This is a genomic window from Sporomusa aerivorans (genome assembly GCF_041428895.1).
Taxonomy (GTDB): Bacteria; Bacillota; Negativicutes; order Sporomusales; family Sporomusaceae; genus Sporomusa; species Sporomusa aerivorans.
The window spans coordinates 4929331-4943458 of the sequence record NZ_CP156926.1 but is presented as its reverse complement, the minus strand read 5'-3'; the positions used below and the strand labels follow the sequence as shown (position 1 = coordinate 4943458).

General features: G+C 51.2%; 10 protein-coding genes. All 10 read left to right on the top strand.

Features of this window, described 5'->3' with window-relative positions:
* The first annotated feature begins 177 nt into the window (after nucleotides 1–177).
* The 10 genes from SATMO3_RS23825 (at nucleotide 178) to SATMO3_RS23780 (ending at nucleotide 14127) form a co-directional block, all read left to right on the top strand.
* Entirely contained in the window at nucleotides 178–1461 is a 1284-nt protein-coding gene (locus SATMO3_RS23825) for an ATP-binding protein (protein WP_371372342.1), read from the top strand.
* Nucleotides 1462–1598: 137 nt separating this feature from the next.
* On the top strand, nucleotides 1599–2498 hold the full coding sequence (locus tag SATMO3_RS23820) for a radical SAM protein (RefSeq protein ID WP_371372340.1): 900 nt from the start codon (nucleotides 1599–1601) through the stop codon (nucleotides 2496–2498).
* 566 nt (nucleotides 2499–3064) lie between these two features.
* The gene (pflB, locus tag SATMO3_RS23815; RefSeq protein ID WP_371372338.1) at nucleotides 3065–5293 is read left to right on the top strand and encodes a formate C-acetyltransferase; all 2229 of its coding nucleotides are present in this window, start codon (nucleotides 3065–3067) and stop codon (nucleotides 5291–5293) included.
* 24 nt (nucleotides 5294–5317) lie between these two features.
* The gene (pflA, locus tag SATMO3_RS23810) at nucleotides 5318–6064 is read left to right on the top strand and encodes a pyruvate formate-lyase-activating protein (RefSeq protein WP_371372336.1); all 747 of its coding nucleotides are present in this window, start codon (nucleotides 5318–5320) and stop codon (nucleotides 6062–6064) included.
* A gap of 147 nt (nucleotides 6065–6211) precedes the next feature.
* Nucleotides 6212–7378, top strand: coding sequence for a beta-aspartyl-peptidase (gene iadA, locus SATMO3_RS23805; protein WP_371372334.1), 1167 nt, complete (start codon nucleotides 6212–6214; stop codon nucleotides 7376–7378).
* A gap of 111 nt (nucleotides 7379–7489) precedes the next feature.
* Nucleotides 7490–8431 (top strand): DMT family transporter, encoded by a 942-nt coding sequence (locus SATMO3_RS23800; RefSeq protein ID WP_371372332.1) that lies wholly within the window; start codon nucleotides 7490–7492, stop codon nucleotides 8429–8431.
* A complete protein-coding gene (gluQRS, locus tag SATMO3_RS23795; RefSeq protein WP_371372330.1) occupies nucleotides 8422–9363 on the top strand; it encodes a tRNA glutamyl-Q(34) synthetase GluQRS in 942 nt (313 codons plus the stop codon). Before SATMO3_RS23800 ends, gluQRS begins: the two co-directional genes overlap by 10 nt.
* Nucleotides 9364–9485: 122 nt before the next feature.
* On the top strand, nucleotides 9486–10337 hold the full coding sequence (locus SATMO3_RS23790) for a methyl-accepting chemotaxis protein (RefSeq protein ID WP_371372328.1): 852 nt from the start codon (nucleotides 9486–9488) through the stop codon (nucleotides 10335–10337).
* A gap of 266 nt (nucleotides 10338–10603) precedes the next feature.
* Complete coding sequence (locus SATMO3_RS23785) at nucleotides 10604–13297, top strand: ATP-binding protein (protein ID WP_371372326.1); 2694 nt, start codon at nucleotides 10604–10606, stop codon at nucleotides 13295–13297.
* Nucleotides 13294–14127, top strand: a complete 834-nt coding sequence (locus SATMO3_RS23780; RefSeq protein WP_371372325.1) for a protein-glutamate O-methyltransferase CheR — start codon at nucleotides 13294–13296, stop codon at nucleotides 14125–14127. The genes SATMO3_RS23785 and SATMO3_RS23780 overlap by 4 nt, the downstream gene beginning before the upstream one ends.
* The last annotated feature ends 1 nt before the right edge of the window (nucleotide 14128 follow it).

Sequence of the window (14128 nt, the reverse complement as noted above, 5' to 3'; positions counted from 1 at the left end):
GCAATTTATGCTGCTTATCCGGCTACTAACCTTCAGATGGGGTTAAATCCCCACCTGAAGGTAAATCTACTTTATGCTGTAATGGCCAAAGCCCTAATGACGGTTTTTACAGCCTGGCTATTTTTTGTGGCTGGGCCGGCAGGGTTTACCGGAGAGTAGTTGGCAGGAGGAGAGATTTTGGGGCACATCGTTAACACTGAACGGGAATACCGTTTGCTGCAGCAGCGGCTTGACAAGAATATTACCGGCGCTCCGTATTCGCCGGTTTTTATGCAAATCCTGAAATTGCTGTTTGCGCCGGCGGAAGCGGCTATTGCCAGGCAAATTTCGCTGCGCCCGGTACCTGTTGCCAAACTGGCCGGCAAGACCGGCATCGACAAAGCCGAACTACAAGAACATATTCATACTATGGCGATAAAAGGACTGGTATTTGACTGGCAGCACAAAGGAACGGACTATGTGGTGCTGGCGCCTGTTGTTATCGGCTTCTTTGAATTTGTCTTCATGCGGGCGCGTGAGGATTTGGATATGGCGGCCCTGGCCAAGCTGTTTGAGGAATATATGCTTAAAGATGACCGGTTTGCCCGCGATGTTTTCCGGGAGAGCACCCAGCTTGGCCGTGCCTTGGTACGTGAAGAGTCTTTGCCGGACGGCGACTATTCCGAAGTGCTGGACTGGGAAAAGGCGACACACATCATTACTGCGGCACCGGCCATCGGTTTGTCGCTCTGCGCCTGCCGCCACAAAGCCACTCACCTGAATAAAGCCTGTGCCGCGCCGCTCAGATCCTGTCTAACCTTTGGCCACGGCGCGCAAATGCTGATAAGCAAGGGGATGGCGGAACCGGTCGGTGCAGGTGAGGCTTTGCGGATTTTAGCAGACTGCAAACAAGCCGGCCTGATGCAAATTGCCGATAATGTGCAGAATTCCGTGGGGTTTATGTGCAACTGCTGCAGCTGTTGCTGCGGTATGCTTCAGGCTATCCGGACGTTTTCCATACAAACCGCCGTTATAACCTCCAGTTGGCTGGCGCATATTGATACGCAGCGCTGTAACGGCTGCGGCCTGTGCGTTAAGGCCTGTCCTGTCGAAGCCATCACCCTGGCGGCGAGTGATTCCCCCAACAGGTTGCAAGCAGTATGTGAACAAGAACTGTGCCTGGGGTGCGGCGTATGCCGCTTAGCCTGTAAGCGGGGCGGTATCCGTATGGTCAAACGGGCGCAGCAGGTCATGGTGCCGGAGACAACGTTTGACCGCATGGTATCCATGGCAATTGAACGGGGAAAACTGAGTAACTTTTTGTTTGACGACCCTTCCCGGCTGAGTCACCGGGCATTGGGCCGCGTGGCTTCTATTCTCGAAAGGTCGGCGCCGGTTAAAGCGCTTATGGCTACCAAGCCTATCCGGTCAACCTTTCTGGCAGCGGCAGCTGCCAAAGCCAGACAATACACCGACAGGTAATGCTAGAAAAAATCTCTGTAACCTAACCTGAATTTTCAACCCGGTCAAGGTACTGGGGAAATTGTCAGAGACTACGCGCTTTGACAATTTTTTTTGATTCTGTTACAGTGAACTTGGATTTATGTCAGTAAGGAGCGATGATTTTGTATTTTGATCATGCCGAAGGGCCGGTATTTCGTCCGCCCAGTGAGGCTGCCAGCTTCATCCTGCGGGTGACGATCGGCTGTTCACACAATGCCTGCACCTTTTGTAATATGTACCGTTCCGTAGCTTTTCGCGCCAGGCCAATGCATGAAATTATGGACCAGATTGCGGCTGCCAGGCCGTATGCTCAGCATATTCGCCGGATATTTCTGGCCGATGGCAACGCCCTGGTTCTGGCCACAGATAAGCTGTTAGCCATACTCAGGGAACTTGCCGGTAGTTTTCCCCGCCTGCAGAGAGTCTCCTGTTACGCCGGTCCCAAAGATATTCTGCGAAAAACCCCGGAAGAACTGGCGGCTTTGCGGGAAGCCGGCCTGAAACTGGTTTACTTTGGCTTGGAGTCCGGGGATGATCTGGTATTAAAAAATATCAATAAAGGCGTATCGGCTGCCGAGGCTGTTGCCGCCGGACAACGCATTGTTGCCGCCGGTATCAAACTGTCGGTTATGGTTATCCTGGGGCTGGGCGGTACTGCAAACAGTGAGCGCCACGCACAGAATACCGCCCTGGCGATAAATGCTATCAAACCTCATATGCTTGGCGCTTTGACGCTGATGCTGTACCGAGGCAGCGAGTTATTGGCAGAGTTTGAGCGCGGCAGTTTTGTGCCGCTGCCGCCAGCCGGGATTATGCACGAACTATATGCAATGATTCACGCTATCGACCTGCCGGCGACAAATCACTGTCTTTTTCGAAGCACCCATGCATCCAATCATATTGCCTTTGCCGCCACCTTACCCAAGGATAAGGAGCAGCTGCTGGCCGACATAAAGACGGCTGAGACTAAGCTTAGCCGCATAACCAACTGGGACCCCTATAATAATGTTGAATAATAGCACGGTCTGCCTAATGGGCAATTAACAAAGCTAAAGATTCAGAACCTTATTCAATACTTTGATAAGCCATAGCCTGGGATAACGCAGGTTATGGCTTATTTACCCACCCCCGGCAAAATTTCTAAACCCAAATTTCACAGCAGGTTCATATGATAAGAAAATATAAAGCTTCTGCCACGCCCTAAAGGCTGGTTCAGGCCAGGTCCTTCTAATCCTGGCGAAATGGTGTAGCTTTCTTGCTCAATAGGGCCCGGAGGCGTTTAACAACTGGCCATAGTGTGCGTATGTTGTGATTTGCGTAATATTTGCGAAAATATTTACTTTTTCCAAGCTACTGGACAATCATTGCCATAATGATGCATAATGTATACAAGCGAAATAAGTCGATTTATGACGAATATGGCAATTTTTTGTCTCAATAATTTAATGGTTGCCGAATGCAGGCCGGGCGGAGCAAGTGAGTGATAAACGGTTTGTACACGGTGAAGGCCGACCGCCTGGGCATTCAAGCCGAGGCGGTTTTATATTGTAATTGTTTGAATATTTAAAGAGGGGGATCTCAGATGAAAGCATGGGAAGATTTTAAAGGAAAAGCCTGGCAGGAAAGCACTAACGTCCGCGAGTTTATCCAACAGAACTATGTTCCTTACACAGGCGACAGCCAGTTTTTAGCCGGGCCTACTGCCAGAACCGCCAAGCTTTGGGAGAAGTGCAGCCAACTATTAAAGCTGGAACGCGAGAATAACGGTGTACTCGATGTTGACCCAGCCAAGGTTTCGACAATCACCTCCCACGGCGCAGGTTTCATAGATAAAGATTTGGAAGTAATCGTTGGCTTTCAGACCGATGGCCCGCTTAAGCGCGGTGTTATTGTTAACGGCGGCATCCGTATGGCGGAGCAGGCGTGCGAGGCCTATGGCTACAAGCTGGCCGAAAACATTAGTGATATCTACCACAACCATGCCACAACCCATAACGCCGGTGTATTTATGACTTATACCGAGGAAATGAAACTGGCGCGCGGCGCAGCCATTATTACCGGTTTGCCTGATGCCTATGGCCGCGGGCGGATTATTGGCGACTATCGCCGGGTTGCCCTCTATGGTATTAATAAATTGATGGAAGCCAAAGAGCAGGATTTAGCGCAACTGGCGACAAAACCCATGCTGGAGGATGTCATCCGCCAGCGGGAAGAAGTGGCCTGCCAGATCGGGGCCTTAAAAGACATGATTGCCATGGGCAAGGCCTATGGTTATGATCTTTCCCGCCCGGCCGAAACGGCGACTGAGGCTGTACAATGGCTGTATTTCGGTTACCTTGCCGCCATTAAGGAACAAAACGGTGCGGCGATGTCTCTCGGTCGGGTTTCTACGTTCCTGGATATTTATCTGGAACGCGATTTGACCGGAGGATTGATTAACGAAGAACAGGCCCAGGAGCTTATTGACCAGCTGGTAGTAAAGCTCAGACTGGCGCGTCAGCTCAGAACGCCTGACTATAATGAGCTTTTTGCCGGCGACCCGCTATGGGTAACCGAAGCCATCGGCGGTGTGGGCCTGGATGGGAGAGCGCTGGTTACCCGGACCTCGTTCCGCATCCTGCACACTCTTTATAATCTTGGGCCGGCGCCTGAACCGAACCTGACTGTGCTCTGGTCTACGTCGCTGCCGGAAAACTTCAAGAAATATTGTGCTCAGGTGTCTATCGATACAAGTGCCATTCAATATGAGAATGACGATGTCATGCGCCCCGAATACGGCGATGATTATGCTATCGCCTGCTGCGTTTCGGCTATGCGGATCGGCGAGCAGATGCAATTTTTCGGCGCCCGCGCCAATCTGGCCAAAGCATTGCTAATGGCCATCAACGGCGGACGGGATGAAGTCAGCGGCAAGCAGGTCGCACCGGTTATGCCGGTGCCGGCCGGCGAATATCTGGATTATGAAACTGTGCGGGCCAACTACTCGGCCGTTATGGAGTGGCTGGCCGGACTGTACGTAAATACCATGAATGTCATTCATTATATGCACGACAAATATGCTTACGAAAGAGCGCAATTGGCGTTGCATAATACCGAAGTCGGCCGGCTGATGGCTTTTGGTATTGCCGGGCTGTCAGTCGTCGCCGATTCCTTAAGCGCCATTAAATATGCCAAGGTAAAACCGGTGCGTGACGAACGCGGGATTGCCACAGATTTTGAAATTGTTGGCGAAGCTCCCTGCTACGGCAATGATGACGAACGCGTAGATCTCATAGCCAAGGAAGTGACTGCAGAGTTTTCGGCCAAGCTGAAAAAGCATCCGGCCTACCGTAATGCCGAACATACACTGTCAGTACTGACCATTACCTCGAATGTTATGTATGGTAAGAAAACCGGCTCGACACCGGATGGACGCAAAGCCGGTCAGGCCTTTGCCCCAGGTGCCAATCCCATGCACGGCCGTGATCAGCGTGGCGCCTTAGCGGCAGTAAATTCAGTAACACAACTCAGCTATGAAGACTGCCGTGACGGCATCTCCTATACGTTTTCCATTGTACCGGGGGCCCTGGGTAAATGCTGCCAGTCACGGGTCAATAACCTGACCGCCGTACTGGACGGATATTCTGCAAACAGCGGTCACCACATCAATGTTAACGTACTGGACCGCGTCATACTGGAGGATGCCATGCAGCATCCTGAGAACTATCCGCAGCTCACCATCCGTGTCTCGGGATATGCCGTAAACTTTATCAAATTAACGCCTGCCCAGCAGCGGGAAGTAATCAGCCGCACTTTTTACGAAGCAGTCTAAGCGGCTGACCTGGAGGGAACCACTATGTCGCAGCAATATGGTTATTATCACTCTGTAGAAACGTTTGGGACTGTTGACGGCCGGGGGATTCGCTATGTGCTTTTTTTGGCCGGCTGCTCCCTGGGGTGTAAATTTTGTCATAACCCGGACACCTGGGTGAGGGGCGAAAAAACCATCACTGCCGAACAGATAATGGCGGATATAAAGAAATACCGCCGTTATTACGAAGCTTCCGGCGGCGGCATTACCCTTTCCGGCGGCGAGCCCCTGCTGCAGCCGGAATTTGTTCGCAGCGTATTTAGTTCCTGCCGGGAAGCTGGTATCCATACAACACTGGATACGGCAGGCAACGTTCCTGAGGCGAATCTGACCGGTGCGCTGGCGCATACCGACGCAGTTCTGTTCAGTGTTAAGGCGGTCGATCCGGAAAAACACCGCTGGCTGACCGGCGCTGATAACCGTCGCATTCTTGCCAATCTTAACAAAGCTGCGATGTCAGTGCCGGTAATCGTGCGCTATGTCATTATTCCCGGCATTACCAATGACAGAGAAGATATGAAAGCTCTGGCTGAACTGGTTGCCACTCTGCCCGGGAAAGTCAGCGTGGAATTACTGCCCTATCATACTTTTGGCCGTAAAAAATGGGCGCAGCTCGGGCGGGCCTACCTGTTGGACGGTGTGCCGGACGCCGGTCCGCAGGATATGGTGAGGGCGCAAACCTTTTTAGAAGAATACGATGTCAAGGTTTTATACGAAACTAAGGCCGGTTAAACACAAAAGCCAGCGTCCTGACAGGATGCTGGCTTTTTATATGAGCGGCTGGCCGCGGTGCTAATTATGCCGGTAATTTGTTTCCTGTGTGGTTTGGACGGAAAAGCCGCATAATAACATGGGAAACAAATAGGCAGAGGTGATGAGATGTTTACAATTTTGAAAGGCGGCCATGTTTTTTCCCCGGAAAGCATGGGAGTCCAGGACGTATTGATCGCCGGGCCGGTTATCGCCCATATTGCAGCGGCTATCGACGCCAGTCCCCAGTACGGCTACACTCAGGTGGTGGATGTGACAGACCGGCTGGTTGTTCCGGGCTTTATTGACCAGCATGTGCATTTGCTGGGGGGCGGCGGTGAAGACGGTTTTGCCACCCGTACGCCGGAGGTGGTATTAAGTGATATTACTATGGGCGGGATAACAACAGTGGTAGGTTGCCTGGGAACGGACGGCATTACCCGGTCAATGCCCGGTTTGCTGGCTAAAGCCCGCAGCCTGGAAATTGAAGGGATAACAGCCTATATTTATACCGGCGCGTATGAGGTGCCGCCGCCGACGCTAACAGGCAGCGTCCGCTCAGATTTGGTGCTGATTGACAAAGTAATCGGCTGCGGCGAGGTGGCCATCAGTGACCATCGTTCGGCGCAGCCCTCTCAGGCCGAGCTGGCCAGACTGGCGGCTGAGGCGCGGGTAGGCGGGCTATTAAGCGGTAAGGCCGGGGTTCTGCACCTGCATGTCGGGGCCGGAAAAAGGCAGTTAGCGGCGCTGTTTGCCCTTGCCGACGAAACAGAAATTCCCGTCAGCCAGTATGTACCGACCCATATAAACCGGAGCTGGCCGCTTATTGAGGAAGGTATCCGCTGGACAAAGCAGGGCGGAGTAATCGATTTTACGGCGGCTGACAGTAGCGATAATCAAGCCGGCACAATTACCGCGGCCCAGGCTATAATCCATTGTATCGCCCAAGGTGTGTCTATCGACAGACTAACCGTCAGCTCGGACGGACATGGCAGTCTGCCGGTGTTTGACGGCCAGGGGGACGTAAGCGGCTTACGTGTGGGCAAGCTGACTTGGCTGTACGAGGAGATAAAAAGCCTGATAGGCGCCGGGATATCTGTTGCCGAGGCGTTGCGGCCGGTAACGGTAAATCCGGCTAAAATACTGAAGCTGTATCCGGCGAAAGGAGCGCTCAAGGCCGGCAGCCATGCCGATATTCTGGTGCTGGACCGGAATTTAAACATCGAACAGGTCTTTGCCAAAGGCCGGCGGCTGGTTAAAGACGGGCAGGCGGTTGTTAAGGGAACTTTTGAGTAGGCAGGTAATATCCCGCTTACAGACGGTACAAAATTACAGGAATATCGCCCGGACCGGCGAAATAAAATAAATAACTGTATTATTCATATCCGGAGAGAGGACAAGAATTTTATGCGCGTTAAGAAAGATACCGCAATATATTTGATTTTACTGTTGGTGCCTTTGTTTTGGGGTGGAGCTTTCGGGTCCACCAAGCACGTATTATCTGAACTGCCGCCGCTGACAACCTCAGCTGCACGTTTTTTACTGGCAGGAATACTGCTGGCCGCCTGGCTGACCATCCGCCGGGAGTGGAATTTCGCCGCCATTAAGGAAAATTGGCTTGGTCTGACTGGGTTAGGCCTGACCGGTGTGCTGGCCTACAATTATTTTTTTGCTGTCGGTCTGCAGTATACTTCGGCTATTACCGCAGCGTTGGTTATTGTAATTAACCCGGTGATAACCGCCATTGTGGCTGTAACCGTGCTAGGTGAGAAATGGAGCGCCCGCCTGGGGTTGGGTATCATTCTGTCACTTGCCGGCGTATTGACGGTTATTACCCAGGGGAATTGGGCCGCACTTGCCGGCTTATCTTTAAACTATGGCGAATGTTTGCTATTTGGAGCGGTTGCCGGCTGGTCAACGTACACCTTGCTGGGAAAGGTCGTAATGAAAAAGGTTGGGGCCTTGCTGGCAACAACCGTATCAACGCTCATTGGCGCGGTATTTCTAGTGATAATATCATTGCAGGAAGCAGCCTGGCAGCGGTTGCCGGGGCTGTCAGGACAGGTTATGGCTGAACTGGTTTACCTGGCCGTGTTTGCAACCGTGGTGGCTTTCATTTTGTTTAATGTCGGCATCAGCCGTATAGGCGCCAGCAAAGCCAGCGCCTATATCAATCTTATGCCTGTTAATGCCATGCTCATCGCCTGGGCTGTTTATGGGGAGACGGTTACAGCCATGCATTTGGCAGGTATGGTGCTGGTGGTTACGGGAGTAGCTTTGACTACACGGGCGCCTGGCGCAAAGGCGGATGAAAGCGGCAAGGAAGGGCCTGCTCTGTCATGCGAATAATGCGAGGCCGCTTTGCTCCCAGCCCGACTGGTGAGATTCACCTGGGTAATGTCTGGACAGCCCTGCTGGCCTGGTTGCAGGTGCGGGCAGCAGGGGGCGTAATGGTGCTCAGAATAGAAGACTTGGATCCTGGCCGGTCGCGCTCTGTTTATACGGATCAACTGATGAGCGATATGAAATGGCTGGGGCTTGACTGGGATGAAGGACCTGACCTGGGCGGGCAGTATGGCCCGTACCGTCAGAATGAGCGGCGCGAACTGTATCAGGCGGCACTGGAGCGCCTTGAGGCCTCAGGACTTATTTATCCCTGTTACTGCACCCGGGCGGCGTTAGCCGCTTCTGCACCTCATGCCGGTGACAACGAACGCATTTATAACGGCGCCTGCCGTCGGCAGCCGGTTGCTGCTGCTCGTCAGACATCCCGCCGGCCGGCGCTGCGTCTGGCAGTACCGCCGGGTCCCATTTCTTTTGAGGATTTACATGCCGGTTTGGTTTGCCAGGACATTGTCCGTGAGGCGGGTGATTTTGTCGTGCGGCGGTCAGACGGGGTACACGCTTACCAACTGGCTGTAGTTGTTGATGATGCCGCCATGAACATTACCCATGTACTCAGGGGCTTCGACCTCTTGAGTTCGACGCCGCGCCAGCTTTTGCTCTACCGGCTGCTGGAATTGCCAGCCCCGGCATTTACTCATGTACCGCTGCTTGTCGACACAAACGGTGTTCGTTTGTCAAAAAGGCAGCAGGCGTTGTCGATTGCCGCATTGCGGGCCAATGGCACCCGGGCGGAAACCATTGTCGGCTATCTGGCCTTTAAAGCCGGCTTGCTGGATAGATTTCTGGAAGTAAAGGCTTGTGAACTTATTTCCGGCTTTACTGTTGAGAAAATACCCCGGGATCAAATTGTAATCGAAGAACAACTTTCTGTGTGAACAGAGGTTGTTCTTTTCTATGTAGTTTGCTTTGTCGAAAAAAAGGTTTTTTTGCGAATTCAGAGAATGTTCTATGCATAAAGTAGATTCGCCGGCGATAGGCTGGCAGGAGGCGCAACCAGATGAAGCAACTAACCGGCTCTGAAATTTTGACTATGTTTACTGATTTAGCCCCGTACCTCAATGATATAGTGGCCGCTGATATTGGTGTAACCATTGTCCGCGACGGAAAGTATGTATTGTATCTGCCGGCCGATGAGCTTGACCTGAAAACCAAAGTTGGCGAACCGGTTTTGTCAGGAGCCAGTAAACAGGCTTTGGACACCGGCAAGCAAGTGGTGCGGGTTATTCCCCAGGAAAAATCACCCTATGGTGTCGCCTATATTGCCTGCGCGCTGCCTTTTAAGGACGGACAGACGGTTGTTGGCTGTGTTACGACCACCCAAAGCGTGGCCCAGCTTGAAAATATTAACAAGGCTACCTGCGAGCTTGCCGCCGCTTCCGAAAAATTAACAGCTGGTTTAGAGGAACTGGCCAGCCGGTCCACACAACTGGCCGGCACCAGTAACGAGCTTGAACTGCTAGGGAAAAGTTTGCGGACTACGGCCGATCAGACCAATGAAATTGTATCGTTTATCAAAAATGTTGCCGGGCAAACAAACCTGTTAGGCCTAAATGCCGCTATTGAGGCGGCGCGAGTCGGCGAAATGGGCCGGGGGTTTGCCGTGGTAGCCGCGGAAGTTCGCAAATTAGCCGTTTCCAGTGCCGAGTCGGTCACGCAGATATCGGCGTCCTTAACCGCTATTCAGCAGGTTATCAATGAATTAACTGCTAAGATTGATGCTATTGATCAGCATGTGGGCGGGCAGACTGAGGCCATCCATGAAATGGCTAATTCGAGCCAGTCGCTGGCCGAATTGGCCTGTAACCTGGCTGAATCGTCCCGCAGGATTTACCAGATCACGGACAATTAATGCCTACTATCCTAAAGGCTAAAAGACGGTTCCCGCAACAGGCAGCGGGAACCGTCTTTTATTCTTTGCGTACGGTTTGGCCTGTTCCTTATACTTTTGCCCGTATTGAAAAATCCATGCAAAGCATTCTGACAAATAGCAGTGGAATACTTTTTATTCATCAGGAATATATTGTAAAATTTTAAAATTTAAGGAAGAAAATGCAGGAAAAGCAAGATAAGATGTAGAACCACTAATAGCTTTACCGTAATTTGGAGGTTTAAAATATGGGCTTTAGAAGTAAGCTGTATCTTGCATTTAGTTCGATTCTAATACTGATGTCTCTTGTTTTGGGTATGGCCATGTTCACCATTCACCAGCTTAATGCCGATTTGGGCGAGGTCATAAAAGACAGGTACGAGAAAGTCAGACTGGCGTCCATCATCGAACAAAAGATATACGTTACAGATGGCGCTCTGAAAAATATTATACTTACCACAAACCGGGACCGGCTGCAGGTTGATCTGGCTGCAATCGCGGAAGCCAGGGCCGAAAGAGAAGTCGCCTATGCAGCTTACCTGCGAATGGCTGATAATCCCCGGGTGCAGGAGATTTTACCCAAACTGGAAAACTCATTGGATAACTTCGACCGGTTAATCCAGGAGACGATTAACCTGGTTAATGCCGGCGGAAACCCGGAAGCAACCGAGGTTTTGCTGGACGAAGGGCAGCGGGTGACCGCACAGGCTATGGCCTTTATTCGGGACCTTAGAATAACGCAGGAACTGGCAATGATTAATATTCTGGAACAGTCTGTAGCCAGCAGCAATCTGGCCTTTGCGACCTTGAGCTCTTGCATGGCTGCCGGCATTATTATCGGTCTGGGCATCGCCGGACGGGTTATTAGCAGTATTACCCGTGACCTGAAAGCTCTGGCAAAGGTTATCGGCAGTGTGCAGGATGCCAGCGCCGAGGCATTGCCGCGAATTGAAATTAGTTCCCGGGATGAAATTGGCAGTATCGCTTTGGCTTTTAACGAAATGGCCGCCGCTCTTGAGCACCATCGCCGCCAGGGAAAAGATTTTGTTGTTGCGTTGGAAGAAGAAAGCTGGATAAAGTCCCGGTCGGCGGAGCTATCCACTTTGTTACAGAGCGTAAATGATCAGGCGACACTTGGCAGAACTTTTATTACCAAGACTGCTCAGGCCGTAGGGGCCAGTTTTGGCGTATTTTATCTTGTGAATCATGCGGAACAGCGCTTGACCAAGCTGGCAAGCTATGCTGATACCGGTGATATGGCAGGAGAACGCAGTTTACGGATTGGTGAGGGGATTACCGGCCAGTGCGCCAGGCAGAATCAGGCTATTCTGGTAGAGCAGGTGCCGCCGGGATATATTAAAATAGCGTCAGGTCTAGGTCATTCTCAGCCAGATTATCTGGCTGTTTTTCCGGTTGACTTCGAAAATCAAGTGCTGGCGGTTGTTGAAGTAGCCGGCTTTGGCGGGTTGCCAGACAAATACCGGCATTATCTTAAGCAAAGCATGAAAGAAGTTGCGCTGGCCCTCGTCCGGGTAATCGGGCGAATGCAGGTTGAGCAGCTTTTGGCGGAAGCGCAGGCTTATGCGGAAGAACTGCAGAGTCAATCTGAGGAAATGCAGCAGCAGCAGGAAGAACTGAGAATTATTAATGAACGGCTGGAAGAACAGTACAAGAATTCTGAACAAAAAACACATGAGCTTGAGCAGGCTAAAAATATTCTGGAAGAGCAGACGCATCAGCTTGACTTGGCGGCTGGCTATAAATCCGAATTCCTGGCTAATATGTCGCATGAACTGAGGACGCCGCTAAACAGCTTGTTGATACTGGCGCAGATGCTTGAGTCCAATACTGAGAAGAATCTTACCCCCAAACAACTGGAATATGCCCGTGCCATTCATTCAGCCGGCGGTGATTTGCTGGTGCTGATTAACGATATCCTTGATTTGTCCAGGCTGGAGTCAGGAAAGCTGAGTATTAATATGGAAGCAATCAGTATCAACGATATTGCCGGCGAGCTGACAACCCAGTTTACCCCGGTTGCCGAGCGGGCAAACCTGAAATTTAAGGTCGATATTGACAGGGATGTTCCGGTTGTCGTAACAACTGACGTTTTTCGCCTGCAGCAGATTTTAAAAAACCTGTTGTCCAATGCTTTTAAATTTACCGAAAAAGGGTGGGTCAATTTTTGTATACGTAAGGCTGCTAATCCGGCCTGGCTGGTTTTTGAAGTCAGCGATACCGGTATAGGCATACCGGCTGATAAACAGACACTGATTTTCGAGGCGTTCCGCCAGGCGGACGGAACTACCAGCCGCAAATACGGCGGTACCGGCCTGGGACTGTCAATAAGCCGGGAGTTGTCCAGACTGCTAGGCGGCTCTATCAATCTGGAAAGCCGGGAGGGGTATGGCAGTACCTTTACGCTCTATCTGCCAATTAAGGAAAACCTGACCCCGGCGGCTGAGGCTGCAGCCGAAACTGCAGCGCTCCTGCCTGAGAAGAGCCGCTGCCCAGAACCGGCCGAGATGACGCCGTCTGTTCTGCAGGAGCATGACAGAGAGGTTGCGTTCCGGGGGAAAAAGGTGCTCATTGTGGATGATGATATGCGCAATGTATATGCCTTGGTGGCGGCCATGGAGGCCAAAGGTATTGTCGCTTTGTTTGCGCAAAATGGACGGGAAGGCTTGGAGATCCTTAAGGATAATCTGGATATCGCGCTTGTGATTATGGATATCATGATGCCCGAAATGGATGGCTATGAAGCTACCCGGGAAATCAGGAGGATGCCCGCTTTTTCAACCTTGCCTGTTATTGCGCTTACAGCCAAGGCTATGAAGCAGGACAGGGAAAAATGCCTGGATACCGGGGCTTCAGATTATATCAGCAAGCCGGTACAGCTGGAACAGCTGTTTTCATTGCTGAGGGTATGGTTATATAAATGAGCTGTATAAATGATGATCTGGATAAAATAGAAATTGAACTGTTGCTTGAGGGCATTTACCGGTATTACGGAATGGATTTCAGGAATTATTCCTATCCTTCCCTGCGGCGGCGCATCTGGCGGCGGGTGAGGGCTGAAGAGCTGCAAAACGTCAGCCAGCTCCTCAACAAGGTCCTGCACGATGCAAAGAGTATGGAACGGTTGCTTGATGATTTTTCCATGAGCGTGACCGAAATGTTCCGCGATCCCGGTTTTTTTAAGTCTTTCCGGACGCACATCGTTCCGCTGTTATGGGAGTATCCAACCGTCCGGCTATGGCATGCCGGCTGCGCCACCGGGGAAGAGGTATATTCCATGGCCATTATGTTGTACGAGACCGGGCTATACGAGAAAACCCGCATCTATGCAACAGACATAAGTGAAAAGTCTCTAAGTAAGGCCAAATCAGCTATGTTTCCGTTAGAAAAGATGCAGTACTACAGCCGGAATTACTTTAATGCCGGCGGGCAGGGTTCTTTATCTGAGTATTATACCGCCGGAGTGAGTTCGGTTACTTTTCACTCTTTTCTTACGAGAAATATAGTGTTTGCCCAGCATAATCTGGTTACCGACCACTCTTTTAATGAATTTAATGCGATTATTTGCCGTAATGTACTTATTTATTTTGACAGAGCTTTACAGAAACGGGTATGCCAACTGTTTTATGACAGTCTGGCCAGTCCTGGCTTTTTAGGTATTGGCAGCAAAGAGTCGTTGCAGCTTGTCGGATTAGCGGATAAATTTTGTATTATTGATAAAGCCAATAAACTCTATGGTAAGAAGCTAATGTGAC